29 protein-coding genes are annotated in these 23,634 nt (G+C 63.7%); 16 read left to right on the top strand and 13 right to left on the bottom strand.

Annotation, left to right across the window (positions count from 1 at the left end; translation table 11 throughout):
• Position 1 precedes the first annotated feature (1 nt).
• The 4 genes from AC0L28_RS11375 (at position 2) to AC0L28_RS11390 (ending at position 3,336) form a co-directional block, all read left to right on the top strand.
• Positions 2-1,102, top strand: a complete 1,101-nt coding sequence (locus AC0L28_RS11375) for an ABC transporter ATP-binding protein (RefSeq protein ID WP_128169242.1) — start codon at positions 2-4, stop codon at positions 1,100-1,102.
• 184 nt (positions 1,103-1,286) lie between these two features.
• Complete coding sequence (locus AC0L28_RS11380; protein WP_023800680.1) at positions 1,287-1,901, top strand: hypothetical protein; 615 nt, start codon at positions 1,287-1,289, stop codon at positions 1,899-1,901.
• Positions 1,902-1,904: 3 nt separating this feature from the next.
• Positions 1,905-2,750 carry a 23S rRNA (adenine(2030)-N(6))-methyltransferase RlmJ gene (locus tag AC0L28_RS11385; protein ID WP_023800679.1) on the top strand — a complete coding sequence of 282 codons (846 nt, stop codon included), beginning with the start codon at positions 1,905-1,907 and terminating at the stop codon, positions 2,748-2,750.
• Positions 2,751-2,880: 130 nt separating this feature from the next.
• The gene (locus AC0L28_RS11390; RefSeq protein ID WP_023800678.1) at positions 2,881-3,336 is read left to right on the top strand and encodes a hypothetical protein; all 456 of its coding nucleotides are present in this window, start codon (positions 2,881-2,883) and stop codon (positions 3,334-3,336) included.
• On the opposite strand, the gene AC0L28_RS11395 is transcribed toward AC0L28_RS11390, so the two are convergent.
• Positions 3,306-3,644, bottom strand: coding sequence for a transcriptional regulator (locus AC0L28_RS11395; protein WP_023800677.1), 339 nt, complete (start codon positions 3,642-3,644; stop codon positions 3,306-3,308). The two genes, AC0L28_RS11390 and AC0L28_RS11395, sit on opposite strands and share 31 nt — an antisense overlap.
• A gap of 141 nt (positions 3,645-3,785) precedes the next feature.
• Here AC0L28_RS11395 and AC0L28_RS11400 point away from each other — a divergent pair, with 141 nt between their 5' ends.
• The 3 genes from AC0L28_RS11400 (at position 3,786) to AC0L28_RS11410 (ending at position 5,677) form a co-directional block, all read left to right on the top strand.
• The gene (locus tag AC0L28_RS11400; protein WP_268931698.1) at positions 3,786-3,917 is read left to right on the top strand and encodes a hypothetical protein; all 132 of its coding nucleotides are present in this window, start codon (positions 3,786-3,788) and stop codon (positions 3,915-3,917) included.
• 45 nt (positions 3,918-3,962) lie between these two features.
• Positions 3,963-4,628 carry a hypothetical protein gene (locus AC0L28_RS11405; protein ID WP_473477427.1) on the top strand — a complete coding sequence of 222 codons (666 nt, stop codon included), beginning with the start codon at positions 3,963-3,965 and terminating at the stop codon, positions 4,626-4,628.
• A gap of 452 nt (positions 4,629-5,080) precedes the next feature.
• Positions 5,081-5,677, top strand: coding sequence for a glutathione S-transferase family protein (locus AC0L28_RS11410; protein WP_473477429.1), 597 nt, complete (start codon positions 5,081-5,083; stop codon positions 5,675-5,677).
• A gap of 73 nt (positions 5,678-5,750) precedes the next feature.
• Here AC0L28_RS11410 and AC0L28_RS11415 read toward each other — a convergent pair whose 3' ends face one another.
• Complete coding sequence (locus tag AC0L28_RS11415) at positions 5,751-6,401, bottom strand: outer membrane protein (RefSeq protein ID WP_027152642.1); 651 nt, start codon at positions 6,399-6,401, stop codon at positions 5,751-5,753.
• A gap of 408 nt (positions 6,402-6,809) precedes the next feature.
• Here AC0L28_RS11415 and AC0L28_RS11420 point away from each other — a divergent pair, with 408 nt between their 5' ends.
• The 5 genes from AC0L28_RS11420 (at position 6,810) to AC0L28_RS11440 (ending at position 11,113) form a co-directional block, all read left to right on the top strand.
• Positions 6,810-7,586, top strand: a complete 777-nt coding sequence (locus AC0L28_RS11420) for an SDR family oxidoreductase (protein WP_027152641.1) — start codon at positions 6,810-6,812, stop codon at positions 7,584-7,586.
• On the top strand, positions 7,583-9,670 hold the full coding sequence (gene uvrC / locus AC0L28_RS11425; protein WP_473477433.1) for an excinuclease ABC subunit UvrC: 2,088 nt from the start codon (positions 7,583-7,585) through the stop codon (positions 9,668-9,670). Before AC0L28_RS11420 ends, uvrC begins: the two co-directional genes overlap by 4 nt.
• A gap of 97 nt (positions 9,671-9,767) precedes the next feature.
• Positions 9,768-10,364 carry a CDP-diacylglycerol--glycerol-3-phosphate 3-phosphatidyltransferase gene (pgsA, locus tag AC0L28_RS11430; RefSeq protein WP_027152639.1) on the top strand — a complete coding sequence of 199 codons (597 nt, stop codon included), beginning with the start codon at positions 9,768-9,770 and terminating at the stop codon, positions 10,362-10,364.
• Between the two features lies 1 nt (position 10,365).
• The gene (gene moaD, locus AC0L28_RS11435) at positions 10,366-10,623 is read left to right on the top strand and encodes a molybdopterin converting factor subunit 1 (protein WP_023800670.1); all 258 of its coding nucleotides are present in this window, start codon (positions 10,366-10,368) and stop codon (positions 10,621-10,623) included.
• Position 10,624: 1 nt separating this feature from the next.
• The gene (locus AC0L28_RS11440) at positions 10,625-11,113 is read left to right on the top strand and encodes a molybdenum cofactor biosynthesis protein MoaE (RefSeq protein ID WP_128169235.1); all 489 of its coding nucleotides are present in this window, start codon (positions 10,625-10,627) and stop codon (positions 11,111-11,113) included.
• 62 nt (positions 11,114-11,175) lie between these two features.
• On the opposite strand, the gene AC0L28_RS11445 is transcribed toward AC0L28_RS11440, so the two are convergent.
• Genes AC0L28_RS11445 through AC0L28_RS11460 form a run of 4 tightly spaced genes read right to left on the bottom strand, consistent with a single transcriptional unit; the run spans position 11,176 to position 13,743 of the window.
• On the bottom strand, positions 11,176-11,673 hold the full coding sequence (locus AC0L28_RS11445) for a DoxX family protein (RefSeq protein WP_473477436.1): 498 nt from the start codon (positions 11,671-11,673) through the stop codon (positions 11,176-11,178).
• Positions 11,674-11,675: 2 nt separating this feature from the next.
• Positions 11,676-12,476, bottom strand: coding sequence for an HvfC/BufC N-terminal domain-containing protein (locus AC0L28_RS11450; protein WP_287241106.1), 801 nt, complete (start codon positions 12,474-12,476; stop codon positions 11,676-11,678).
• On the bottom strand, positions 12,463-13,392 hold the full coding sequence (bufB, locus tag AC0L28_RS11455) for an MNIO family bufferin maturase (RefSeq protein WP_473477439.1): 930 nt from the start codon (positions 13,390-13,392) through the stop codon (positions 12,463-12,465). Before bufB ends, AC0L28_RS11450 begins: the two co-directional genes overlap by 14 nt.
• 27 nt (positions 13,393-13,419) lie before the next feature.
• Complete coding sequence (locus AC0L28_RS11460; protein ID WP_128172761.1) at positions 13,420-13,743, bottom strand: BufA1 family periplasmic bufferin-type metallophore; 324 nt, start codon at positions 13,741-13,743, stop codon at positions 13,420-13,422.
• A gap of 282 nt (positions 13,744-14,025) precedes the next feature.
• Here AC0L28_RS11460 and AC0L28_RS11465 point away from each other — a divergent pair, with 282 nt between their 5' ends.
• Positions 14,026-14,790, top strand: a complete 765-nt coding sequence (locus AC0L28_RS11465) for a YbaY family lipoprotein (protein WP_287229930.1) — start codon at positions 14,026-14,028, stop codon at positions 14,788-14,790.
• A gap of 133 nt (positions 14,791-14,923) precedes the next feature.
• On the opposite strand, the gene ndk is transcribed toward AC0L28_RS11465, so the two are convergent.
• The 4 genes from ndk to AC0L28_RS11485 form a co-directional block, all read right to left on the bottom strand.
• Positions 14,924-15,346 (bottom strand): nucleoside-diphosphate kinase, encoded by a 423-nt coding sequence (ndk, locus tag AC0L28_RS11470; protein WP_287244040.1) that lies wholly within the window; start codon positions 15,344-15,346, stop codon positions 14,924-14,926.
• A 212-nt stretch (positions 15,347-15,558) separates the two neighbouring features.
• Positions 15,559-15,855, bottom strand: coding sequence for a DUF1905 domain-containing protein (locus AC0L28_RS11475; RefSeq protein WP_128169229.1), 297 nt, complete (start codon positions 15,853-15,855; stop codon positions 15,559-15,561).
• A 132-nt stretch (positions 15,856-15,987) separates the two neighbouring features.
• Complete coding sequence (bluB, locus tag AC0L28_RS11480) at positions 15,988-16,623, bottom strand: 5,6-dimethylbenzimidazole synthase (RefSeq protein ID WP_473477442.1); 636 nt, start codon at positions 16,621-16,623, stop codon at positions 15,988-15,990.
• 172 nt (positions 16,624-16,795) lie between these two features.
• On the bottom strand, positions 16,796-17,497 hold the full coding sequence (locus AC0L28_RS11485) for a glutathione S-transferase family protein (protein ID WP_023800660.1): 702 nt from the start codon (positions 17,495-17,497) through the stop codon (positions 16,796-16,798).
• A gap of 91 nt (positions 17,498-17,588) precedes the next feature.
• On the opposite strand from AC0L28_RS11485, the gene AC0L28_RS11490 reads away from it, so the two are divergent.
• Positions 17,589-18,101, top strand: coding sequence for a DinB family protein (locus AC0L28_RS11490; RefSeq protein WP_128169226.1), 513 nt, complete (start codon positions 17,589-17,591; stop codon positions 18,099-18,101).
• 91 nt (positions 18,102-18,192) lie between these two features.
• On the opposite strand, the gene AC0L28_RS11495 is transcribed toward AC0L28_RS11490, so the two are convergent.
• The 3 genes from AC0L28_RS11495 to AC0L28_RS11505 all read right to left on the bottom strand — a co-directional run bounded on the left by AC0L28_RS11495 (position 18,193) and on the right by AC0L28_RS11505 (position 20,999).
• Positions 18,193-18,495 carry a DUF982 domain-containing protein gene (locus AC0L28_RS11495; protein WP_023800658.1) on the bottom strand — a complete coding sequence of 101 codons (303 nt, stop codon included), beginning with the start codon at positions 18,493-18,495 and terminating at the stop codon, positions 18,193-18,195.
• 157 nt (positions 18,496-18,652) lie between these two features.
• Positions 18,653-20,734 (bottom strand): ATP-dependent helicase, encoded by a 2,082-nt coding sequence (locus tag AC0L28_RS11500; RefSeq protein WP_473477445.1) that lies wholly within the window; start codon positions 20,732-20,734, stop codon positions 18,653-18,655.
• Between the two features lie 94 nt (positions 20,735-20,828).
• On the bottom strand, positions 20,829-20,999 hold the full coding sequence (locus AC0L28_RS11505) for a hypothetical protein (RefSeq protein WP_077375704.1): 171 nt from the start codon (positions 20,997-20,999) through the stop codon (positions 20,829-20,831).
• A 150-nt stretch (positions 21,000-21,149) separates the two neighbouring features.
• Between AC0L28_RS11505 and AC0L28_RS11510 the strand changes: the two genes are divergently transcribed.
• Together AC0L28_RS11510 and AC0L28_RS11515 are read left to right on the top strand one after the other, a co-directional pair.
• The gene (locus tag AC0L28_RS11510) at positions 21,150-21,335 is read left to right on the top strand and encodes a hypothetical protein (RefSeq protein WP_473477448.1); all 186 of its coding nucleotides are present in this window, start codon (positions 21,150-21,152) and stop codon (positions 21,333-21,335) included.
• Between the two features lie 399 nt (positions 21,336-21,734).
• The gene (locus AC0L28_RS11515) at positions 21,735-23,612 is read left to right on the top strand and encodes an ABC-F family ATP-binding cassette domain-containing protein (protein WP_023800653.1); all 1,878 of its coding nucleotides are present in this window, start codon (positions 21,735-21,737) and stop codon (positions 23,610-23,612) included.
• Positions 23,613-23,634: the final 22 nt, after the last annotated feature.

The following is a 23,634-nucleotide window of genomic DNA, read 5'->3' on the forward strand; positions in this document are numbered from 1 at the left end:
AATGGCATCGATCGACATCCGCAACGTCCGCAAGAATTTCGGCGTCGTCTCCGTGCTGCATGGCGTCGACCTGTCGATAGAGAACGGCGAGTTCGTGGTGCTGGTGGGACCGTCGGGCTGCGGCAAGAGCACGCTGCTGCGCATGATCGCCGGGCTCGAGGAGGTGACCGAAGGTGAGATCCGGATCGACGGCATGCGCGTCAATGAGCGGGCGCCCAAGGACCGCGACATCGCCATGGTGTTCCAGTCCTACGCGCTCTATCCGCACATGAATGTCGCCGAGAACATGAGCTACGGCCTGCGCATCCGGAAGGCTGCCCGCGAGAAGATCACGGCCGCCGTCAGCAATGCAGCCAGGAAGCTCGAACTGCAGCCGCTGCTTGCGCGGCGGCCGAAGGCATTGTCGGGCGGTCAGCGCCAGCGCGTGGCGATGGGCCGCGCGATCGTGCGACAGCCCAAGGCATTCCTGTTCGACGAGCCGCTGTCCAATCTCGATGCGCGCTTGCGTGAGCAGATGCGGGCAGAGATCAAGAAGCTGCACCGCGATCTCGGCGCGACCTCGATCTATGTCACTCACGACCAGATCGAGGCGATGACACTGGCCGACCGGATCGTCGCCATGCATGAGGGCGTGGTGCAGCAGGTCGGTAGTCCGCTGGAGCTTTACGACCGCCCTGCCAACCTCTTCGTCGCCGGCTTCATCGGATCGCCGGCGATGAATTTTCTGTCGGCGCGCTATGAGGTCGGCGCAGGCACGGCCGGCGCACGATTGCCTGACGGAACGCTGATTGGGCTTTCGTCAGCCTATCAACTCGAGGAGGGCGCGGCGGTGACGCTCGGCATCCGGCCGGAGCATGTCGAGATGTCGCCGGCATCGGAGAGCAGCCTGAGGGCGACGGTCGACCTGATCGAGCCGACCGGCTTCGGCATCATCCTGCATCTCGGCCTGCATGGCCTGCCATTCAACGTCTTCACGCTGGACAGGGCGGCGCTGACGGCTGGCCCGACGGTGACGGTGGCTTTCCCGCCGCAACATCTGCATTTGTTCGACGAGACTGGAATGCGCGCATTGGAATCGAGCCTCCAGAAGGGGAAGGGCTGATCCTCCTTATCGGGCGCTCAGATCATTCGGATTCTGTTCCCACCTTTGGGTCCGATGCTATTGTCTATCTTGGCACCGCCGAATTCGATACGACATTTGATCTCGGCCTCGACATGGCTCCTGGGACGAGATGGAACGCGCCCGCGCGGCGCTAATGCTAATATCCGGCAAGGTAGTCGAGCGCATGCGCTTTCTGTTTCTTCTGATCCTGCTCGCCGGCATCAGCATCGGCGTCGTCTATCCCTGGGCGATGACCAATTTCTCCGGCCGTGAGATCGGCACCTGGCGGGTTTACGAACAGGGCCGGTTCATGCCGGTGACGGTGCCGCTGGCCGCTCGCGACGCGCCGGTGCGGGTGCTGGTCGACCTCACCGCGAGAACCGAACGCATCGTCGTCTCGCAACAGCGCACCGTGCTGACGCTGACCGCCGCCACCGGCGGCAGGACCGTGCTCGCCTCGGCGCTGCAATTCAACCATTCGGAAAATCCGCGCCAGGTCAGCCCGCAACTGCCGGACAAGATCTTTCGCGACGAAGCCGGCCTGATCGCGAAGGTCAGCCCCGGCCCGTACCTCTTCACCATCGGCCCGGGCGACGCCGAAGGCATCGAGATGCGGGCGGTGGACCTCGTGCTGCGTTCCGGCGTCGGCGAGATCGATCGCCGGGCGCGGCCGGTCGGCTTCTCGCTGATAGCGGCCGGCCTGATCGGGCTGCTGTTGGCGTTGTGTTTCGGCGGCCGCCGGCCGCAAAATCCGAACTCGCAGCCGCCACCGCCACGCTGGGGCAGGGGCTCGAACTAGATCGTGAATTACCGCCACGCCTATCACGCCGGAAACTTCGCCGATGTCGTCAAGCATGTCGTGCTGAGCCGGCTCGTCGAATATCTGAAGCAGAAGGACAAGGCCTTTCGCGTCATCGACACCCATGCCGGCATCGGCCGCTACGACCTATCGTCGACTGAAGCGCAAAAGACCGGCGAATGGCAAGGCGGCATCGGCCGACTGGTCGATGCCGCGCTTGACGCGCCGGCGGCAGCACTGCTGGCGCCTTATCTGGAAGCCGTTCGTTCGCTCAATCCTGAAGGCGGCGTGAAAAAGTATCCGGGCTCGCCGCTGATCGCGCGTCATCTCATGCGCAAGCAGGATCGGCTGTCGGCGGTCGAATTGCATCGCCAGGACGCCGCGAAGCTGAGGGCGCTATTCGCTGGCGATTTCCAGACCCGGGTGATCGAGCTCGACGGCTGGCTGGCACTCGGCGCGCATCTGCCGCCGAAGGAAAAGCGCGGCCTTGTACTCGTCGATCCGCCCTTCGAGGAGGAGGGCGAGTTCGACCGCCTCGTCGACGGGCTGCGCAAAGCCCACAAGCGCTGGCCCGGCGGCGTCTATGCGTTGTGGTATCCGGTCAAGGACCGCAAGGCGGTCGCCGCCTTCCGCAAGGCGCTGGCGCAGTCAGGTGTCCCGAAGCTGCTCGACATCGGCTTCGAGATCAGGCCGCCAACGGCCGAGCCCAGCCTTGACGGCAGCGGCATGGTGGTGGTCAACCCGCCGTTCACGCTGGAAGGCGAATTGCGCACGCTGCTGCCGGCTTTGCACAATTTGCTTGTCGTTGAAAAACCGGCGCACTGGACGCTGGAATGGCTGGCGGCGTAGGCGGCAGAGCTATCCGCGCGCCTGTCCTGGTTGAAGGCGATTTCGAACTAGGAAACCATTGTCGCTACAACCGCTTGACCGCGCGCAAGCGAATCCGCACAGTGCGCGCAGTCGACCATAAGAGGCTGCCATGACTCGCTTCGCCCAATCCGCCCTTGCCGCACTGATAGCGCTTTGCACGCCGCTCGGCACGTCCCTCGCTGTCATCCAGCCAGCAAAGGCGGCCGACCTTGCCGTCGTCTATACCGAAGAAGACAGCGGCGTTTGCGGTGAGGCCTGGGTGCTGAACAAGATCACCAACCGCTTCTCCTACCAGGTGCACCACGTGCCGAATCTGCCCGACGTCGAGATTGTCGATTTCCAGGGCATCCACCAGCATCGCTATCTGCCAGCCAACGAAACCTGGCCGATCGGCCGCCGCTATTGCGGCGCCACCGTCAGCCTGTCCGACGGCCACGCCCGCACCATCTGGTATCTGATCGAGGAAGGGCAGGGCTTTGCCTCGATCGGCGACAATGTCGAATTCTGCGTCGCGGGCTTCGACCGCTGGATGGTCTACAACGGCCGCTGCCGCGTCCTGCGCTGATTGCGTTTGCCGGGCTGCTCCGCCTCATCGAGGATGGCGCGAAGGAAGGCGGCGTGACCGCGAAAGGCGCGTCGTCCGACTGACGTCGCCCTGACCCGCGTCTGCGGTCGACGTCCGACAAACAGCTTTTCGACATCGACATAGCCCGCCGTGGCAAGCGTATCGATATGCGCGCCGAGATTGCCGTCGGTCGCATTGACGATGAGCTTCAATCGGGTGAATTCCAGCGCTTCGCGCCGTTCCAGAGAATTCAGCGCCGCCATGATCCTGAGCCGCACGCTCTGGTGGATGATTTCGTCGGCAGCCATTATCGGGCCTGCTGTGGTGTCCGGCGTTCAGTCTCACTGATCTGGGTCAGCGCCGCCCGATATTGCGCGAATGACATGCGCTCTTCCAGATGATTCAGAATACTCTGCCAAATAGAGTAATCTGTCAACCGCGGACAAATCATGGCAGCGGAATTGCCGCGCTTTGCTTTTGCAGCTTGTGTAGATCGCCTGCTAGAACAAGAAGATGAGATCGATGAAGCAGCCGTCATGGTGGTGTCGGTCGACGATCAACGAACAAAAAAGGCTTGCTAAGCTTCAGCGCCTTGAAGTGGGATTGGCTCCGGCAATGCGCGCAGAATGTCTGTCGCAAACGGTCGGCAAAGCTCGAAGAGCAGCGCCGGCATTTTGCGAAATCAGCACGAGCGTAGTGTCGCGTGTAACCGAAACTTAAACTTCGAAAATCATGCTGATGCTTCGCTGGCTAGACAAGCGCGAGTCAGATATGCATTACGCGCCGGGTCATTAACGGCCGTCGGCATAACTAAGGGGCATGATATGGCTAAACAGTCATCCAAAGCGCCGGCATCCAAGTCACCGGCAAAGCAGGCACCGGCAAAGAAAGCACCAGTAAAGGCAGTGGCGGCAAAGGCCGCAGCCGCTGTGAAGAAAGCAGCACCTGCTGCCAAGCCGAAGGCCGCCGCGGCCAAGGCAAAAGCAGGGCCCGCCAAGAAGCCGGCTGCGAAGGCTGCGGCAAAACCGGCAGTGAAGAAAGCAGCACCGGCCAAGGCTGCGCCCGCCAAGGCAAAAGCAGCGCCGGCCAAGAAGCCGGCTGCAAAGGCCGCGGCCAAGCCGGCAGCGAAGAAAGCTGCGCCTGCCAAGACTGCGCCTGCCAAGACTGCACCGGCCAAGAAGGCTGCGCCGGCAAAGAAAGCGGCTGCAGCGAAGTCTTCGGTAGCGGTGAAGAAAGCAGCGCCTGCGGCCAAACCAAAGGCGAAGGCCGCGACCGCGAAGGCCAAGAAGTAATCGCGCTTCTTCGCTCGCGGAGGACAGTGCTGGGGACGGTTGAGGGCGGGTGCCGGATAGGCGCCTCGCTCGCAGGGTCAGTGCTCGGGCAGCATCAGAGGCGGAGGGAAGACAGCTTTTCGCAGCTCCCAGGACTTCGCCATATGGCGAAGTCCGGTGGGGCATTTCTCTGTGCCCGGAGAGAAATTCTTGGTGCAAGACGAGTTGGCTCGGTTTCGAACCCGTCTGACCTGTTCAGATGCTCTCAGGCTGGAACTGTACCGCTCATCTGCCTGCGGATCATGGAAGAGGACGGTCGTTCGCTGTGGCGCCCGGTTTTTCCGCCTGTGGGCTGTTGATCATGTCGGGATGTCCGGCCAACAGTGTCGCGGAAATGGATCACACGCAAATTCAAAGTGCTACAGCGTCCTTTGCGCGTCCATGCTCTGTACTCGGCAAACAGGAACCCGATCATGCCCAGACTGCTCTACGCGTCCACGTCACCCTATAGTTCCAAAGTGCGCATGGCCGCGCTTTATGCCGGCATCGCCGTCGAGCTCGTGCCGATAAAAACCGAAGACAAACCGGCTGATCTGATCGACGCCAATCCACTCGGCAAGATCCCGGTGCTGGTGCTCGACGACGGCCGCTCGATCCACGATAGCCGCGCCATTACCCAGCATCTCAACCGCATGTCGAAGAACGCGCTGTTTCCGCGCAATCCCGACAAGCGCCTCGAGGCGGAAGTGCTTGAGGCACTGGCCGACGGCATCTGCGACTGCGCGCTGTCGATGGTCTATGAGCGGCGCACGCGCCCCGAAGACATGGTCTACCAACCGTGGCTCGACCGCCAGTGGGCGAAGATCACCAGCGCGCTCGACCTGCTCAACGCCAATCCGCCAAAGCTGCCAAAGAAGATCACCGCCGGCCAGCTGGCGCTGCGCGCCTGCCTTGGCTATCTCTCACTGCGCTTTGCCGGAAAATGGGAAAAGGGCCGCAGCAGGCTGGTCCGCTGGGCGGCGCGATTTGACGAGAAGTTTGCCGATCTGAAACCCTGCGTCCCAGCGTGAGCGGCAGCCAGAAGGGGTCATAAAAAAAGCCGGGCACGAGGCCCGGCTTTTTCGTGTCGTGGCTTGGACGATTTTAGAACTTCATACCGACGCCGAAGGTGACGCGGTTGTCGGTCGACTTGACCTTGCCGATACCGTCAAAGTCCTTGTCGCCGAAGTCGGTGTAGCGATACTCGACACGGCCAAACACATTGTCGGTGATCTTGATGTCGGTACCGACGCCGGCCGTCCAGCCGAGCATGGTGTTTTCGTCGCTGGCGCCGGCCGCTTCGATCTCCTGGTTCTTGAGCGCGCCACCGGCGGTGCCGTAGAGCAGGATTTCCGGGGTGACGGCGTAGCCGAGGCGGGCGCGCAGCGAGCCTTCGAAGCCGCCCTTGGCCTCGACGCCGCCATCGTCGCCCTCGATGCCGCTATAGCCGATATCGGCTTCAGCACCGTAGACGAAGTTCTCTTGCTGCCACTGATAGCCGCCGAAGACGCCGCCGACAAAACCATCGGTGTCGACGTCGGTGCCGATATCCTCGGCATCGGCGTGACCGCTGAAGCCGTAGCCGACGCTCACACCGGCATAGGGACCGGCCCAGGAAGCGACCGGAAGTTCGGCGATCGGGGCGGGGGCCGGCGGCTCTTCCGCGATGACGTCAGCAGCATAGGCGGTTCCGCCGAGGGCGAAGAGCCCGAACGCCACCGCCAGCGGTCGCGCAAATTTAAGATTGGCTTGCATTGTTCTTTACTCCTTAAGCCACAGGCACAGGCTTGCTTTTCACAAGCGCCCTCAACCCGCCGGGGGGAAAAACGGGTCTGGCGCTCAACGGTTCCGAATGTCGTGTCAAAATACGGCTGAAGCGAACCTGAACTTGGGTCATTACCTGGCACGAATAAGGCTGAACTTTGACGTTGCATCTGCGCAACAGATGGTGTCAGGAGGCTTAGCCGTGCCGCGCTGAACGACGCTTGGAGCAAGGGGTCCGTAGTCCTATATTGCGGCTGGCAGGCCGAGTCCCGGCCACAGTCGAAAGACCGATCCGGCCGCTTTGCCACAATGCTGCCCAAGGTCCGAACGGCATTTAACGCTTCGCCGGCCATATTTTGCCGGCAGGCTCAAAATCGAGCCCCATTGAGGATTGACAGGATGAGCAAGGCCGCTGGAACGGCGCTGGTGACGGGCGGGGGCCAGCGGATCGGCAAGGCGATCGTCGAGGATCTCGCCGCGAACGGTTTTGCCGTCGCCATCCATTGCAACCGCTCACGGGCCGAGGCGGAAGCATTAGCCGCGCGGATCAACGGCGGTCATTTTGGCCAGGGTGGCCGCGCTGCTGTGGTCGCCGCCGACCTGACCGACATTGCCGCGGTCGAGGACCTCGTTGGCCGCGCCGAAGCCGCGCTCGGGCCTGTTACACTGCTGGTCAACAATGCGTCGCTGTTCGTGGACGATACGGTTCAGGACGTCGACTGGCGTGCCTGGGACCGTCACTTCGCCATCCACGTGAAGGCGCCGGCATTTTTGGCGCAACAATTCGCCCGCGCGCTGCCGGAAGGCGAGGAAGGGCTGATCGTCAATATGATCGACCAGCGCGTCTGGCGCCCGACGCCCCGCTATTTCTCCTATGCGCTGTCGAAATCGACATTGTGGACGCAGACGCAGATGATGGCGCAGGCGCTAGCACCCCGCATTCGCGTCAATGCCATCGGTCCCGGCCCGACGCTGAAGAGCGCGCGTCAGCAAGACAGCGACTTTGCCGCGCAGGTCGACGGCCTGATCCTGAAGCGCGGCCCGGAATTGCCTGAATTCGGCGCCACCATCCGCTATCTCTGGGGCGCAAGCTCGGTCACCGGCCAGATGATCGCGCTCGACGGCGGCCAGCACCTTGCATGGCAGACGCCGGATGTGACAGGCATTGTCGAATGAGTCCCATGGACCAGAAACACAAACGCGGCGGCGCCGCCGACGACCTGCCCCCTGATGTCGACCTCGAGGACGAGGTGGCGGAGGAGATCGTCGAACCGTCAACGCCCGGTTCCGGTGGCCCTGACGTCGCCTTCACCGCCATCGATTGGACGCCGCATGCCGGCGATGCCGACGGCATGGTCGGCGCCGAAGTCATCCAGACGCTGGTCAAACGGCTGCCCAACGCGCCCGGCGTCTACCGCATGATGAATGCCGCAGGCGACGTGCTCTATGTCGGCAAGGCGCGCAGCCTGAAGAAGCGGGTGACCAATTACGCACAAGGCCGCTTCCACACCAGCCGCATCGGCCGCATGGTGCGCGAGACGGCGACGATGGAGTTCGTCGTTACCCGCACCGAGATCGAAGCGCTGCTGCTGGAAGCAAATCTTATCAAGCGCTTGCGGCCGCGTTTCAATGTGCTGATGCGGGACGACAAGTCGTTTCCCTACATCCTTTTGACCGGCGACCATGTCTCGCCCGGCATCTACAAGCATCGCGGCGCGCGCTCGCGCAAGGGCGACTATTTCGGCCCCTTCGCCTCGGCCGGCGCCGTCGGCCGCACCATCAACTCGCTGCAGCGCGCCTTCCTGCTCAGGAGTTGCACCAACTCCTTCTACGAGAACCGCACCCGGCCGTGCCTGCTGTTCCAGATCAAGCGATGCGCCGGCCCGTGCACCGGCGAAATCTCGCATAGTGACTATGCCAGGCTGGTCGCCGAGGCGAAGGACTTCCTGTCCGGCCGCAGCCAGAAGGTGAAAACCGACATCTCCGCCGCCATGCAGCAGGCCGCGGAGAATCTCGATTTCGAGCGCGCCGCAATCTATCGCGACCGGCTGGCGGCGTTGTCGCATGTGCAGAGCCATCAGGGCATCAATCCGCAGACCGTCGACGAGGCCGATGTCTTCGCCATCCATCAGGAAGGCGGCCAGGTCTGCATCCAGGTCTTCTTCTTCCGCACCGGCCAGAACTGGGGCAACCGCGCCTATTTCCCCAAGGCCGATCCGGCGATGGAGGCGGCCGAGGTGCTGGGCTCGTTCCTGGCGCAATTCTATGACGACAAGCCGACGCCGCGCGCCATACTGTTGTCGCATGGCGTCGAGGACCAGGAATTGCTGGCTGAGGCGCTCTCCACCCGCGCGGGTCGCAAGGTGGCGATCTCGGTGCCGCAGCGCGGCGAGAAGAAGGATTTGACCGACAACGCCCTGCAGAATGCCCGTGAGGCGCTCGGCCGCCGGCTGGCCGAGACCTCGACGCAAGGGCGGTTGCTCACCGGTTTCGCCGAGACTTTCGGCCTGAAGAAACCGCCGGTGCGCATCGAGGTCTACGACAACTCCCACATTATGGGCACCAACGCCGTCGGCGCCATGGTAGTCGCCGGGCCGGAAGGCTTCGTGAAGAACCAGTACCGGAAATTCAACATCCGCTCGACCGAGATCACGCCGGGAGACGATTTCGGCATGATGCGCGAGGTGATGGAGCGGCGTTTCTCCCGCCTGCTGAAGGAACATGGCGATGTGCCGCGGAGCGAACTGGCGGCGGACGACATCCTGGCCGAACAGGGCGACGATATCGAGGATGCAGGCGGCTTCCCGGCCTGGCCAGACGTCATCCTCATCGATGGCGGCCAGGGCCAGATGACGGCGGTGCGACAAATCCTCGCCGACCTCGGCATCGAGGACCGTGTCCAGGCCATCGGCATCGCCAAGGGCCAGGACCGTGACGCCGGCCGCGAACGCTTCTTCGTCAGGGGCAAGCCACCGTTTTCGCTCCCCGTACGCGACCCCGTGCTCTATTTCGTTCAGCGGCTGCGCGACGAGGTCCACCGTTTCGCCATCGGCTCCCACCGCGCCCGCCGCAAGAAGGAGATGGTCAAGAGCCCGCTTGACGAGATCAGCGGCATCGGTCCCGGTCGCAAGCGCGCGCTGCTCATGCATTTCGGCACCGCCAAGGCGGTCAGCCGCGCCGCGATCGAGGATCTGGTCAAGGTCGATGGCATTTCCGAACAGGTCGCCAAGCTGGTGTACAACCATTTTCACGAGAGCTGATGATTCGGCTATTTTCGGCTGGTCCATCGACTATCATCTGTTGACCCCCCACATTCGCTTCTGATTTGAGTAGGCAGGTAGAAAGAGTTCCAAAGAAATGGCCCAGCGCGCATTCAACCTGCCCAACATGCTCACTTACGTCCGCATCCTAGCGGTGCCGCTGGTTGTGCTGTGTTTTTTTCTCGAAGGCCATCTGAAGTCGAGCGACTTCGCCCGCTGGTCAGCGTTGGTCATTTTCCTGCTCGCCTCGATCACCGATTATTTCGACGGCTATCTGGCGCGCGCCTGGCAGCAGACCTCGAATATCGGCAAGATGCTCGATCCGATCGCCGACAAGTTGCTGGTCGCCACATGCCTGCTGCTGCTGGCGGCCGATACCGATAGACATGCCGGCATCGCCGGCTGGTCGCTGTGGGCGGCAATCATCATCCTGTGCCGCGAGATCCTGGTCTCGGGCCTGCGCGAATATCTGGCGGCGCTGAAGGTCTCGGTACCGGTGACGCAGCTGGCGAAGTGGAAGACCACCATCCAGATGATCGCCATCGCCTTCCTGCTCGCCGGACCTGCCGGCGACAAGATCTTCCCGCTGACCACGCAGGTCGGGCTGGTGCTGTTGTGGATCGCCGCGCTGGTGACGCTTTACACCGGCTACGACTATTTCCGCGCCGGCCTCAAGCACATCATGGACGAGTAGCATGTCGACGAGGCTCATCTATTTCGCCTGGGTGCGCGAGCGGATCGGCAAGCCGCAAGAGGACGTCGAATTGCCCGCCGGCATCGAGACGGTGGCCGACCTGCTGCGCTGGCTGAAATCGCGCGGCGAGGAGTACGAGCACGCGCTGCAATATCCTGACGTGATCCGCGTCGCCATCAACCAGGAACATGTCGAGCACCGCGAGAAGATATCAGGCGCGCGCGAGATCGCGCTGTTCCCGCCGATGACGGGTGGCTGAAATGCCCGGCGCGGTGGTGCCGACGGTGCGCATCCAGGCGGAGGATTTCGATGTCGCCGCCGAGATCGCCAAGATGACGCAAGGCCGCGCCGACATCGGCGCCGTGGTTACTTTCTCGGGTCTCTGCCGCGACGAGGGAGGCAGGCTCGCGGCACTCGAGCTCGAACATTATCCCGGCATGGCCGAGGCCGAGATCGGCCGCATCGCCACCGAGGCGGTTCACCGCTGGCCGCTGCAGGGGCTCACCGCCATCCATCGCCACGGCAGGATCGCGCCCGGTGAGAACATCGTGCTGGTGGTCGCTGCCTCCGCGCACCGGCAGGCGGCGTTCGAGGCGGCGAACTTCCTGATGGATTATCTCAAATCGCGCGCGCCGTTCTGGAAGAAGGAACACCACACCGACGGCTCGGAAGGCGGCTGGGTCGACGCCAAGGAGGCCGACGACGAGGCCGCCAGCCGCTGGAAGCAGGCCATGCCGAAACGAAATTGATGCTTCGCGTCACCGCCGGAGGGCGAGATTCACATCAACCCCGATCAGCCCTCGGCCTACCATCAGCCCTTGTCAGTGCCGATCCAGTGATCGAGCGCAATCCGGCCGGGTCCCCACGCCACGATGCCGAGCGCCATCGCCGCCCAGGTGACGTGCAGCGGCCAGCCGTCCGGCACGGTGAGTTGTATGACCAGCGTCATCACGAGCAGGCCGAATGCCGCCAGGCGTGTCGCCAGGCCGAGAACGAGGAGAATTGGCAGCAAGATTTCCGCCGATCCTGAGACGAAGGCCACCAGCCCAGGCGCGGGAAAATCGTAGGGGCCGCCGGGCAGATGCAGCTTGAGCTCCGAACTGAAAAGCAGCACGGCCACATCGTTCAGCTGCAAAAAACCGTCCCATTTGTTGACGCCGGACCGCCAGAACGGGACAGCGAGGGCGCAGCGCAGGACGAGTTGCGTCAGCGAAGGTGTGGCACTCGTGCGCAGCGCGGCATTCACCCTCTCGACGAGGGTGGCAGCCCCTCGCGGCTCGGTGCTGGCGTTCCATCCATGGTTCGTCATGCTCACCCTCCCTGGTCTGCCGCTGTGAAGGCGCCTGCTTGCAGCAGGCCGGCAATGTTGGCGGCAAGGTCGAATTCGGCAGTTTCCGCAAATGCTGCCGCGGCCGCCGCGCCGAGCGGCTCGCCCGCCATCAGACGATCCAGAAAAGCTGCGCCGCCGGGCGGCAGGTGGCGAACAAAGACTTCGAGCCCGGGCCGCGTGACCAGCGCATCTTCAGGGCCGTCCGCCTCGATCCGCCCGACAGGGCGGTCGCGCCGGTTCGCCGCAAAGATCGTCACGACCGGATAGCGCGAGCGCATCGCACGCGTTGCCGGGTGTGGCACGAACACGGTATCGGCCAGCCGTTCGGGCGGGATCGAGCCCAGTGCTACGCAAGCCAGCGGTTCCGCGTCGGCGGCATGATAGGCGTCGAGCCAGGCCCGCTCCAGGCGCGCCACGTCAGCCAACCATGGCATCGGCCGCGCATAGTCGTAGCGCTCGATGAAGTCGGGAAAGTCGTGGCCGTATTCGAACAGAAGCGGCGAAGTGGGTGGCGTTTCGCGGACATGGAAGCGCGCCATCGCCCGAAAGAAGTCCGGGCCGGTGATGCGCAGCGTCGCTGGAAAGCTGGCGGCCAGCGCATCGATCAGGCTGACCGTGACGTTGTTGCGGTAGACGGCGTATCGTTTAACCGCTGCCTTGCCGTTCGGCCCCGAGACAGCGTCGGGCGGGACACGGTCAGGATCGAGCAAACCGGCGGTGAATGCCGCGGCATAGTCGAACCGGTGGCCAAGATCGCCCGACTGGAGTTCATCCTGCGGCATGGGCTTTTCCGAACACTTGGTGGCTGTCGGCGTGATGGTCGAGAATCGCTTGGGCGGCGGCGGCCTCCGCCTTGAGCACCGGCCAGTCGGGAATGTTGCTGTCCCACTCGATCAGCGTCGGCAGCGGTCCGCATCGGCCGATGACGATATCGAAGAGCTTCCAGACCGCGTCGGCGACCGGCCCGTCATGGCTGTCGATGAGCAGCAGGTCGCCCTCGTCATCCTCCTGCTCGGCGTGCCCGGCCAGATGGATTTCGCCGACATGATCGAGCGGGAAATCCGCGAGGTAGGAAACGGCTGAATAGCCGTGATTGGTGGCCGAAACGAAGACATTGTTGACGTCGAGCAGCAGGCCGCAACCGGTGCGCTGCACCAGCGCGCCGATGAAATCCGTCTCGCTCATCGTCGATTCCGCGAAAAGGACGTAGGTCGAGGGGTTCTCGAGCAGGATCGGGTGGCCGATCGTCTCCTGCATTTCATCGATGTGATCCGCCACGCGCGAAACCGTTGCCGGCGTATAGGGCAGGGGAAGCAGGTCGTTGTAATAGGTGGTGTCGTGGGTCGACCAGGCGAGATGCTCGGAAACGAGCGCCGGCTCATAGCGGTCGACGAGCGCCTTGAAGCGGCCGAGATGCACTTTGTCGAGCGGCCGCGGTCCGCCGATCGACATGCACACCCCGTGCAGCGAAACGGGATAGTCGCGGCGAATCCTGGTCAGCGCATCGTGCGGCGGACCGCCGGTGCCCATGTAGTTTTCGGCGTGGACCTCGAAGAAGCCGTCCTTTGGGCCGTCGCCAAGGATCGCGTGCAGATGCCCGTGCTTGAAACTGGTGCCGGCAAGGCCGGCGATCGGGTGCGCCGGAAAGCGCGAGGTTTTCGATATGCGGGATGCCGGGGCCAGTCCGTTCATCTTCATCTCCGCTTTCCGGGCAGCTTGCATTGCTTAGGACGGGACGTCGCGGGTCAGCGCCGTGGGCGAGCCCTTGCGGTCGCCGGGCAGGTCCATCGTCGTACAGGTGCCGCCGTCGACGAACTTCCAGGCGTTGCCCTGGTAATCGACCGTCGAGGTGCCTTGGCAGGTGGTGCCTGGTCCTGCCGCGCAGTCGTTCTGCCCCTTCAGGGCGACGCCAAAGCACTTCTCCTTGCCGGCATCCATCGCTGCCTTGGCCTCTGCCTCGGACAGCGGCGCGGCCGTCGCAAAAGAAGCAAGGGCCGTGGCAACGGCGCCGGCCAGAAAGGCCGTGCTCACGGTTGATCTTGTTGACATGATTTCACCTCCGCTTGGGTTGTTGCGCGCGCCGTTCCTCAAGCGCGCATGGTTAGTTCGGTTCGGAGGTTCCCTGCGTTACATCTTTTTGGAACACGACTTCGTGATCGCATGGGGACCTGGCGTGAGCAATATTTCGCCTGTCACGCCAAGGAGGCCGACCACAGGGCAACGAGCCGCCGGAAGGCACCGCCGTGTGAACAGCCCGTGTGGGGCGCCACGGAACCACCGCAATCCTGCGAGACCTTCCGACCAGTTTGGCGCATTATGGGGAGCAGGATCATGCTGGGCAGGATCACCGAGTTCTTCATCTTCGGTGTCGTGCCGCTGGTCGGTATACTGGTGGTGCCTGAGCTGTCAGTCGCTGCCGAGAAGACCCTGAAGGGCGAGGTGATGTATCGCGAGCGCATCGCTCTGCCGCCGAAAGCCGTGCTTTCCGTGCAGCTTGCCGATGTCTCGCTGGCCGACGCGACGGCCGCTGTCATCGGCGAGCGCAAGGTGGCGCCGGCCGGCCAGGTGCCGATCAAGTTCGAGATCAGCTTTGATCCCCAGGTGATCCGGCCTCATATGACCTATGCGCTGCAGGCGCGCATCACCGTCGACGACAGGCTGTTGTTCATCTCCGATATGCGCCACCAGGTCGATCCACTGAGCGACGCGCCGCAGACCATCATGCTGAAGATGGTGACGTCGAGCGAGCAGCCGGCGTCGGCCCCGGTGGTCGGGCAGAGCTGGCTGATCGAGTATATCGACGGCATTGGTGTGATCGCCGAGCCGCAGGCGACGTTCAGGATCGACGAGGCCGGCAAGGCCGGAGGCAGCGGGCCTTGCAACGTCTACTTCGCCACCGCCAAAGTCGATGGTTCGACGATTGCCATCAGTGACATCGGTTCGACGTTCAAGGCCTGCGCGCCCGAGACTATGGCCGAGGAAAAGGCGCTGTTCGAGGCGCTGGCCAAGGCGGCATCGTATCACGTCGACGCCGGCAAGCTCATCATCGTCGACAAAGACGACCGCGTCATCCTGCGCTTCAACGCCGCGAGCTGATAACCGGTTTCGGTTTTTGAGCATCACGCGCAGTTGGCGGGTGTCGGCGCCCGGCGTCCGGTGCCGGATCGCCGCAACGAAAAAGGCCGGCATTGCGCCGGCCTTTTTGCATATGACGTGGTGACTTATCGGCTCAGCCGACGATCTCGGTGTCCGAGAACCAGTATTTGATCTCCTGCGCGGCGGTCTCCGGCGCGTCGGAGCCGTGCACGGAATTCTCGCCGATCGACAGCGCGTGCACTTTGCGGATGGTGCCTTCGGCGGCGTTGGCCGGGTTGGTGGCGCCCATCACGTCGCGGTTTTTGGCAATGGCGTTCTCGCCTTCCAGCACCTGCACGACCGTTGGGCCCGACGACATCGACTCGACCAGTTCGCCGAAGAACGGACGATCCTTGTGCACAGCATAAAAACCTTCCGCCTCGCGGCGGCTCATCCACACCCGGCGCGAGGCGACGACGCGCAGGCCGGCTTCTTCGAGGATCTGGGTAATGGCGCCGGTGAGATTGCGCCGGGTTGCGTCCGGCTTGATCATGGAAAAGGTGCGTTCGAGCGCCATGGGGTCGTCCTTGTGATGGAGGGTGGAATTCACGGTGGCGGGCTCTATACAAGCCGCCTGCCGGCTTGCCAAGGGGCTGGCGCTAATGCATGTCGCGCAAAAGTGCGCAGCGATTTTGCGATAACGACATGCATAAAAACAAGAACTTAAGCGCGTCTCCAACGTGCTTTAGCCGCGGCATAGCGTGTCGCCGTCAGCCAAAACCAATGTTGTCATAACTTCATCTCGATCGTCAGATTGGCCGTGTCGCCAGCCCGAAGGCCTTCGCGGACCCGCACCGCCGTCTTGATCGGCAACAGCAGGCTGCCGGATTTCTTGTCGGGAAACAGCGATGTTCGCCATCTGGTCTGGCCGATGACGGCTTCCACGCCAAGCGAGCCCCAGGGCCGTGCCATCCCCGCCATTGCCGACTTGATCCGTGCCCCAAGCTCCGGCGGCAGCGTCACGAAATGCCAGCCGCCCTTGCCTGGATAGACCCAGATCTCGGCCTGCACGTCGTAGCGAAACATTTTTGCCCTTCCTCAGATCAAGGCCGTCACGGCTGGCTTGCCATGGTGTCTTGTCGGCAACGCCGGCGATCGGCGAAATCATCCTGATATCCATTCTTCCCTGCACATGAGGATGGCAGCGTTGCCGTTGCCCTACCGCCTTATCACCATCGAAGCGCGCCGGACTTCCCAGCCTTCCCGTTCCAGTTCCGGCACGCTGTGGTTCTCGCAGGGGTAGCCGACGCAGAAGTAACCGATCAGCGTCCACTCCGGCGGCGCGTCCAGGATCGTCGCCATTTCGGCCGGGTCGAGGATCGAGACCCAGCCCATGCCTATTCCTTCGGCGCGCGCCGCCAGCCAAAAAGTATGGATCGCCATCACCGCCGAATATTCGATGGTCGCCGGCATGGTCAGGCGGCCGAGCCCATGTCCCTGTTGCGTCCCGCGGTCGGCGAAGACCGCGAATTGACAAGGCGCCTCGTTCAGGCCGGCAAGCTTCAGGCGCGCATAGAGCGCAGCGCGTTCGCCGCCGAACGATGCGAGCGCCTCCGCATTGCAGCGCTCGAAGCATGCCCTCACGGCGCCGCGGCACGCCGCACCCTCGACCATGACGAAACGCCAAGGCTGGCTCAGCCCGACCGAGGGCGCAAGGCTGGCGACGTCAAGCAGCCGCTCCAGCGCGCCTTCGGGGAGCGGCGTCGGCCTGAATCGCCTGACATCCCGCCGCCACAGGAAGAGATTGGCCAGATCGGCGCGAAAATCGTCCGGGAATTCCGGGTCTGACGTCATGGTGTTCGTACTGTCTTTGCCAAGGGAGTAGGGCAGTAAGGAAGTAGGGCAGTAGGGCAGTAGGGCAGTAGGGCAGTAGGGCAGTAGGGCAGTAGGGCAGTAGGGCAGTAGGGGAGTAGGGGAGTAGGAATGCGCGCCCCGCTACTTCCTTAGTCCCTACTGCCCTACTGCCCTATGCCGCGGCGGCGGCCGCCGGCACCTTGCGGCCGAGGCCATCATGCAGGCCGAGGCAGCGCTCGAACCACTGCGCCACCACATCGCTGTCGTCGAGCAACCGGTAGGGCGAGGCGATGCGCGCCCATTGCAGCGCGCCGAAGACGATGTAGTCGGCAAACAGCGGTGATTGGCCGCCGATGAACGGCTGATAGGCAAGCATCGAGCGCAACGGCTCCAGCGAGGCACGGAAGGCACCAAGGCCGGCGTCCCGCGCCGCCACCACCTCTTCCAGTCTCTGGCCGAAGCGCTGCTCGCGGTTTTGGCGAAAATAGGCGGCGTTGGCCTCGTCCTGCATGGCGTGCAGGTCCATGATCGCTGCAGTGGTGACATAGGGGTGGATGGTCAGTTGCGACCAGCGTTCGACGAAGCGCGCCATCGCCTTGCCGCCGTCCCCGCAAAACAATGTCGGTCGCTCTGGATAGGCCTCGTCGAGATAGAGCGCGATGGCGAAAGAATCGGCGACCACCTTCTCGCCGTCGCGGATCACCGGAACGAGTTTTGAAACGCCGCCTTCAACTGTGGGCACTTCGAGAAAGCGTGTCGGCACGGTTGAGATATCGAGGCCCTTGTGGGCAAGCGCCATCGTCGCCTTCCAGCAATGCGGGCTGAACGGACGGGCGCCATCGCGTCCGACGAGATCATAGAGCAGAATGGTCATTGGCGGCAGCTTCCCTGCGGTCTACTAGAGCGACGTTGCGGGCCTTGCGGTAAGCACCCGGAACGGGGTCTCGCGGGCCGGAGAAAAAACGATGAAACAGCACTTCATGATGTTTGCGGCCTACAATCAATGGGCCAATAGCCGCATCTACGATGCCGCCGCCGATCTCGACGAGGAAGATTTTCACCGCAACGTCGGGGTCTTCTTCGGCTCGATGATGGGGACGCTCAACCATGTCCTGACTGCCGATCGCATCTGGATGAGGCGCTTTACCGGCGAGGGCGACGCGCCGGCCAGGCTCGACACGGTCCTGCACCGCGCCCTGCCGGGCTTGCGGCTGGCGCGCGAGGCCGAAGACAAAAGGATCGTCGACTGGGTTGGGGCGTTAAGCGACAAGGCTTTGTCCGGCCGCTTCTCCTACATGACCGTCTCCGACATGCGCACCGTCTCGCAGCGATTGGCGCCGGCGCTTGATCATTTCTTCAATCACCAGACCCATCACCGCGGCCAGGCGCACGCGATCCTGACCATTCTCGGCCGGCCTTCGTTGCCGCTCGACCTGACGCTGTTCCAGCGCAGCGAAGACGGCCGCGCCTACGCATGATTTGGGATCATCCGGATCGAATTGACAGGAAAGCCCGTCGAAGACGAACAGCAACTTCGACGGACTATAGTCGCAAAACAGGCCTGGCCAGTCAGGCGGCGTATCCGCCCTGGCCGCGGGAGATCGGCTTGACCGAGACTGCCGGCTGCGCCGAGGGCCAGAGAATGCCTGCCGAAACTGCGAAGGTGGTCAGGGCGTCGCGCGCGGCCTCGGGCGAGATCTCGCCAGCGCGTGCCGCCTCGCAGGCCTTCACCGCCGCGCCATAGCTCAGGCGTCGCCGCGATGGCGGGAACTCGGTCAGGAACTCATGCATGTCGAACAGCGAAGCGATCATGCGCTTATGGCCGGCGCCGACGGTTACGGCGACCGGGGTGAAAAATGTCTTATCGTGCATTCTGGCCTCTCGAATTGGGCGGAGGTGACGGGCGGACGCCGCTCTCCGCCGGGGGTAGGACGCCCAGAAACGCGGATTGCGGCATCAGGTTCCATGTTGCCGAAATTTGATTTTCGCCACCAAGCTCCGTGGCATGAGCGTCGTGCCGAAGAGCGGCCTATTTCCACATGTCGCGCATGCGGGCGCCAAGGTCGACGCGCACTTGCGGCTGGCGGCGCGGATCATCCGTGGCCTGGACGCTCGCCCACGATGTCTGTTCGAAGGCGCCGAGGATCGAGGCCGGGATGAAGCGGGTGCGCGAGGCGTAAACATGGCGATCGCCGCGCGCCGCCTGGCCGTGGACGAAAAAGCGCTGCGGCATGACCAGGTGCAGGCCGTCCTTGGCCCGCGTCATCGCCACGTAGAGCAGGCGGCGCTCCTCGTCGATATCCTCCTTCGAGCCGACGGCGAGATCGATCGGGATGCAGCCGTCGACGGTGTTGAGCACGAAGACGTTCTTCCATTCCTGGCCCTTGGCCGAATGGATGGTCGACAGGATCAGATAGTCCTCGTCGCGATGCGGCGGCCCGGCCTCGTCGCTGGTTGCATCCGGCGGATCGAGGGTCAGCTCGGTGAGGAAACGCTCGCGCGAGGCATAGCCCGAGGCGATCTGCTCGAGCTGCAGAATATCGGCCCGGCGTGTCGTTGCGTCCTCGTGGATGCGGTCGAGATGCGGCTCATACCAGAGCCTGACCTGTTCGAGGTCAACAGGCCATTTTCCCGACCCGGCGCGAAGCTGCGAGAACAGCGCGACGAAACCCGGCCAGTCGTCGGCGGCGCGTTGCGGCGGCCGGTAGCGCGCCAGCCCCATCGCTTCGTCGAGCGACGTCGCCATGGTGTCGACGATCTGCGAAGCCGCCGAAGGGCCGATGCCGGGCAAAAGCTGCAGCACGCGAAAACCGGCGACGCGGTCGCGCGGGTTCTCGGCGAAGCGCAGCACCGCCAGCACGTCCTTGACATGGGCGGCGTCGAGGAACTTCAGCCCGCCGAACTTGACGAACGGGATGTTGCGGCGCGTCAGTTCGATCTCCAGCGGCCCGCTGTGGTGCGAGGCGCGAAACAGCACGGCCTGCGCCTTCAGCGCCGTGCCCGCCTCGCGCTCGGTCAGGATCGCCTGACAGACGTAACTCGCCTGCTCGGCCTCGTCGCGGACGCTGACCAGCTTCGGCTTTTCGGTCGATTTGCGCTCCGACCAGAGGTTCTTGGTAAAGCGCTCCGAGGCCTCGCCGATTACCGCATTGGCGGCGGTCAGGATGGTCTCGGTCGAGCGGTAGTTGCGCTCCAGCATGACGATCTCGGCCGGCCGGGCGAACTGTTTTGGAAAGTCGAGGATGTTGCGCACTTCCGCGGCGCGAAACGAATAGATCGACTGCGCATCGTCGCCGACCACCGTCAGCCCGGATCCGTCCGGCTTGAGCGCCGCGAGGATCGAGGCCTGCAGCCGGTTGGTGTCCTGGTATTCGTCGACCAGCACATGGTCGAAACGCCCACCCAGATGCGCCGATATCTCCGGCTCGCCGGCCATCTGCGCCCAGTAGAGCAGCAGGTCGTCGTAATCGAGCACGTTCTGCGCCTGCTTGGCCTCGACATATCGGGCGAACAGCGCCTTAAGCTGTTCTGCCCATCCCGCGCACCAGGGAAACACCGAACCCAAAACTTCGCCGAGCGGCGCCTGCGCGTTGACGGCACGCGAATAGATCGCCAGGCACGTGCCCTTGGTCGGAAAACGGCCTTCCGTCTTCGAGAAGCCTAGTTCGTGCCGGGCGAGGTTCATCAGGTCGGCCGAATCCTCGCGGTCGTGGATGGTGAAGGCCGGATCGAGGCCGATCTCCAGCGCGTAGTCGCGCAGCAGCCTGGCGCCGATGCCGTGAAACGTGCCGGCCCAGGTAAGCGCATCGGTGATGATGGAAGCGTCGCGGCCGAGCACCTCGCCGGCGATGCGCTCGACCCGCTTGGCCAATTCCGATGCGGCGCGACGCGAAAACGTCATCAAAAGGATGCGCCTGGGGTCGGCGCCCCTGACGATCAGATGCGCGACGCGATGCGCCAGCGTGCTGGTCTTGCCGGAGCCGGCCCCGGCGATCACCAGCAGTGGCCCGGCGACCTTGCCGTCACCATGCTCGACGGCAACGCACTGCTCGGCATTCAGCTTTGCGAGATAGGCAGGCCGGAAGGTCGAATCACGGGCAGCGAGGTTCATTGCCCATCAAGCATCGTTTCTGCTTTGTTCGCAACGCTTTCGTACGTGCGTCCGAGGCTTCCGATCCTGCTGGCGCCCCACCGACGAACCGAAACTAGCGCTGCGGCTCGACGCCCATCGCCGCTGACTGCCGCGGCAGCGACTTGTCGTCATCGGGAGGCGGCAGCAACAGCGGATCGAAGTCGTCGGGCACTTCGTCGACGATTTCCCTGACGATGCGGTAAGCCACATAGACGGCGGCCCCGGCTATGAGCAGACGGATCATGATTTTCTCCATTGGTGTGGACCAACCGAGGAGCCCGCGTTTTGTTCCCCTCTCTGGTTTTGTTCCCCGGGTTCCAAAACGTCCCAAGCTCTTGCCCGACCGTGCAACCAAATCGGCACCGTCTCGTTTGCCCGGTGACAGGAGGTTGCGATGAACAAGCTCTCAACTTTGCTGGCCCCGACCTGGCTCGTCTTGGCCGCAGCGCTGGCTGTCGCGGCCTGCGACAACAACATTCCACCGACAAAGGCTCCCGGCGCCGATCAAAACCCGCAGGTCGACCCTGCGCCCAACTCAACGCCAAGCGATGATCAACCCGCCGCGCCGCCGGCGCAGTGAAAGCTGTAGGAAAGATGGCCGGCGCCGCTTGGGAGGGGAGCGATGACGCCGGCCAGGCGGGTATCAGGTCCGCCGCACACCTAGACATAGCTGAGTCTTGCCTTTGCGTCATGACGCGATAGCCGAAGACGACCGCCTTGCACCGGCAATTAACTGACAGATGCGCAGTTTTCGGCTGCGAGAAGCCGATGCTCGCCAAGCGTCACGCCATCGCAGCCGGTTCCCGGCCCAGCCCGGAGCTGGTCCTTTGATCCGTTGAGGCCGGCGATCGGATCAATCGTCTTCTTTCTCCGCCCGCGGCACCGGGCAACCTGCCGCTGACGGCCATTTCATGCCTTATGCGGCCAACCGGTGCTCGAGGTCTTGCGAAGCGCTGACGTCCCGTGCAAAAGCGCGGCCATGCTGATCATCAACGACCTTTCGCTCCGCATGGCCGGACGCCTGCTTCTTGACCATGCCTCGCTGACCTTGCCGGCCGGCAGCAAGGCAGGGCTTGTCGGCCGCAACGGCACCGGCAAGACCACTTTGTTCAAGGCGATCACCGGCGACCTCGCCTCCGAGACCGGCTCGATCGGCCTGCCGAAGAACACGCGCATCGGCCAGGTGGCGCAGGAGGCTCCCGGCACCGAGGAGCCGCTGATCGAGATCGTGCTCAAGGCCGACCTCGAACGCTCCGCATTGCTCGATGAGGAAACGACGGCGACCGATCCGCACCGTATCGCCGACATCCACATGCGGCTGGCCGATATCGACGCCCATTCGGCCGAGTCTCGTGCCGCCACCATCCTCGCCGGCCTCGGCTTCGACGACGCCGCCCAGCGGCGGCCGGCCTCGTCGTTCTCCGGCGGCTGGCGCATGCGCGTCGCACTCGCGGCGGTGCTGTTTGCCGAGCCCGATCTGCTGCTGCTCGACGAACCGACCAACTATCTCGACCTCGAAGGCACGCTGTGGCTGGAAAACTACGTGTCGAAATATCCGCACACAGTGCTGCTGATCTCGCACGACCGCGACCTGCTCAACCGCGCCGTCAACTCGATCGTCCATCTCGACCAGAAGAAGCTGACCTTCTGGCGCGGCGGCTACGACCAGTTCGAGCGCCAATTCACCGAGCAGCGCGAATTGCAGGAGAAGGGCAGGGTCAAGCAGGAAGCCGCACGCAAGCACATGGAGTCCTTCGTCGAGCGCTTCCGCGCCAAGGCTTCCAAGGCGAGACAGGCGCAGTCGCGCATCAAGGCGCTGGAGAAGATGAAGCCGATCGCCGCGATTGTGAACGACAACGTGCGGCCGTTCTCCTTTCCCGAGCCGGTGAAGACGGTGGCCTCGCCGATCATTGCGCTCAACAACGTCAATGTCGGCTATGTCGAGGGTGAGCCGATCCTGAAGAAGATGACGCTGCGCATCGATGCAGACGACCGTATCGCACTGCTCGGCGCCAACGGCAACGGCAAGTCGACCTTCGCCAAATTGCTGTCCGGCCGCCTGAAGCAGGAGACCGGCACCATGACGGTGGCGCCCGGCCTGAAGGTGGCGATCTTTGCCCAGCATCAGCTCGACGATCTCCGACCGAGTGAAAACGCCTATGAGCATGTCCGCCGGCTGATGCCGGAAGCACCGGAATCGAAGGTGCGCGGCCGTGTCGCCCAGTTCGGACTGACCACCGAAAAGATGAACACCGCCGCCAAGGACCTGTCGGGCGGCGAGAAGGCGCGGCTGTTGATGGGCCTGTCGGCGTTCGAGGGGCCAAACCTGTTCATCCTCGACGAACCGACCAACCATCTCGATATCGACAGCCGTGAATCGTTGATCCATGCGCTGAACGAGTTTCCCGGCGCCGTCATCCTGATCTCGCACGACCGCCATCTGCTCGAGGCAACGGCCGACCGGCTGTGGCTGGTCAAGGACGGGACGGTCAATCCTTTTGACGGGGACCTCGATGATTACAAGACGCTGGTCACCGGCGTGGCCGGCGACCGCCGCGGCAAGCGCGAGGCCGAAAAGGCCTCGAAGGCCGACCGCCGCCGTGACGCGGCAGCGCGCCGCGCCGCCTTCGAGCCGCTGGCCAAGGAGATCCGCGCCACCGAAGCGCTGATGGACCGCATTCGCAAGCGCATCGACTTGATCGAGGACGAACTCGCCAATCCGGCGGTCTACGAAAAGGACCCGTCGACGGCGACACGGCTGGCCAAGGAGCGCTCGCAACTGGCCCAGACACTGGCCGGCCATGAGGAAAAATGGCTGTCGATGTCGGCAGAGTATGAGGAAGGCACGGCGGAGTAGCGCGTGATCTCCCCCCTGAGGG

This window comes from Mesorhizobium sp. WSM4847 (assembly GCF_055811335.1).

Excerpts from the sequence above, each read along its gene's own strand:
- AC0L28_RS11375 (WP_128169242.1), top strand. The coding sequence starts at position 2 with ATGGCATCGATCGACATCCGCAACGTCCGCAAGAATTTCGGCGTCGTC.
- AC0L28_RS11380 (WP_023800680.1), top strand. The coding sequence starts at position 1,287 with ATGCGCTTTCTGTTTCTTCTGATCCTGCTCGCCGGCATCAGCATCGGC.
- AC0L28_RS11390 (WP_023800678.1), top strand. The coding sequence starts at position 2,881 with ATGACTCGCTTCGCCCAATCCGCCCTTGCCGCACTGATAGCGCTTTGC.
- AC0L28_RS11395 (WP_023800677.1), bottom strand. The coding sequence starts at position 3,644 with ATGGCTGCCGACGAAATCATCCACCAGAGCGTGCGGCTCAGGATCATG.
- AC0L28_RS11400 (WP_268931698.1), top strand. The coding sequence starts at position 3,786 with ATGGCAGCGGAATTGCCGCGCTTTGCTTTTGCAGCTTGTGTAGATCGC.
- AC0L28_RS11405 (WP_473477427.1), top strand. The coding sequence starts at position 3,963 with ATGTCTGTCGCAAACGGTCGGCAAAGCTCGAAGAGCAGCGCCGGCATT.
- AC0L28_RS11410 (WP_473477429.1), top strand. The coding sequence starts at position 5,081 with ATGCCCAGACTGCTCTACGCGTCCACGTCACCCTATAGTTCCAAAGTG.
- AC0L28_RS11415 (WP_027152642.1), bottom strand. The coding sequence starts at position 6,401 with ATGCAAGCCAATCTTAAATTTGCGCGACCGCTGGCGGTGGCGTTCGGG.
- AC0L28_RS11420 (WP_027152641.1), top strand. The coding sequence starts at position 6,810 with ATGAGCAAGGCCGCTGGAACGGCGCTGGTGACGGGCGGGGGCCAGCGG.
- uvrC (WP_473477433.1), top strand. The coding sequence starts at position 7,583 with ATGAGTCCCATGGACCAGAAACACAAACGCGGCGGCGCCGCCGACGAC.
- pgsA (WP_027152639.1), top strand. The coding sequence starts at position 9,768 with ATGGCCCAGCGCGCATTCAACCTGCCCAACATGCTCACTTACGTCCGC.
- moaD (WP_023800670.1), top strand. The coding sequence starts at position 10,366 with ATGTCGACGAGGCTCATCTATTTCGCCTGGGTGCGCGAGCGGATCGGC.
- AC0L28_RS11440 (WP_128169235.1), top strand. The coding sequence starts at position 10,625 with ATGCCCGGCGCGGTGGTGCCGACGGTGCGCATCCAGGCGGAGGATTTC.
- AC0L28_RS11445 (WP_473477436.1), bottom strand. The coding sequence starts at position 11,673 with ATGACGAACCATGGATGGAACGCCAGCACCGAGCCGCGAGGGGCTGCC.
- AC0L28_RS11450 (WP_287241106.1), bottom strand. The coding sequence starts at position 12,476 with ATGCCGCAGGATGAACTCCAGTCGGGCGATCTTGGCCACCGGTTCGAC.
- bufB (WP_473477439.1), bottom strand. The coding sequence starts at position 13,392 with ATGAAGATGAACGGACTGGCCCCGGCATCCCGCATATCGAAAACCTCG.
- AC0L28_RS11460 (WP_128172761.1), bottom strand. The coding sequence starts at position 13,743 with ATGTCAACAAGATCAACCGTGAGCACGGCCTTTCTGGCCGGCGCCGTT.
- AC0L28_RS11465 (WP_287229930.1), top strand. The coding sequence starts at position 14,026 with ATGCTGGGCAGGATCACCGAGTTCTTCATCTTCGGTGTCGTGCCGCTG.
- ndk (WP_287244040.1), bottom strand. The coding sequence starts at position 15,346 with ATGGCGCTCGAACGCACCTTTTCCATGATCAAGCCGGACGCAACCCGG.
- AC0L28_RS11475 (WP_128169229.1), bottom strand. The coding sequence starts at position 15,855 with ATGTTTCGCTACGACGTGCAGGCCGAGATCTGGGTCTATCCAGGCAAG.
- bluB (WP_473477442.1), bottom strand. The coding sequence starts at position 16,623 with ATGACGTCAGACCCGGAATTCCCGGACGATTTTCGCGCCGATCTGGCC.
- AC0L28_RS11485 (WP_023800660.1), bottom strand. The coding sequence starts at position 17,497 with ATGACCATTCTGCTCTATGATCTCGTCGGACGCGATGGCGCCCGTCCG.
- AC0L28_RS11490 (WP_128169226.1), top strand. The coding sequence starts at position 17,589 with ATGAAACAGCACTTCATGATGTTTGCGGCCTACAATCAATGGGCCAAT.
- AC0L28_RS11495 (WP_023800658.1), bottom strand. The coding sequence starts at position 18,495 with ATGCACGATAAGACATTTTTCACCCCGGTCGCCGTAACCGTCGGCGCC.
- AC0L28_RS11500 (WP_473477445.1), bottom strand. The coding sequence starts at position 20,734 with ATGAACCTCGCTGCCCGTGATTCGACCTTCCGGCCTGCCTATCTCGCA.
- AC0L28_RS11505 (WP_077375704.1), bottom strand. The coding sequence starts at position 20,999 with ATGATCCGTCTGCTCATAGCCGGGGCCGCCGTCTATGTGGCTTACCGC.
- AC0L28_RS11510 (WP_473477448.1), top strand. The coding sequence starts at position 21,150 with ATGAACAAGCTCTCAACTTTGCTGGCCCCGACCTGGCTCGTCTTGGCC.
- AC0L28_RS11515 (WP_023800653.1), top strand. The coding sequence starts at position 21,735 with ATGCTGATCATCAACGACCTTTCGCTCCGCATGGCCGGACGCCTGCTT.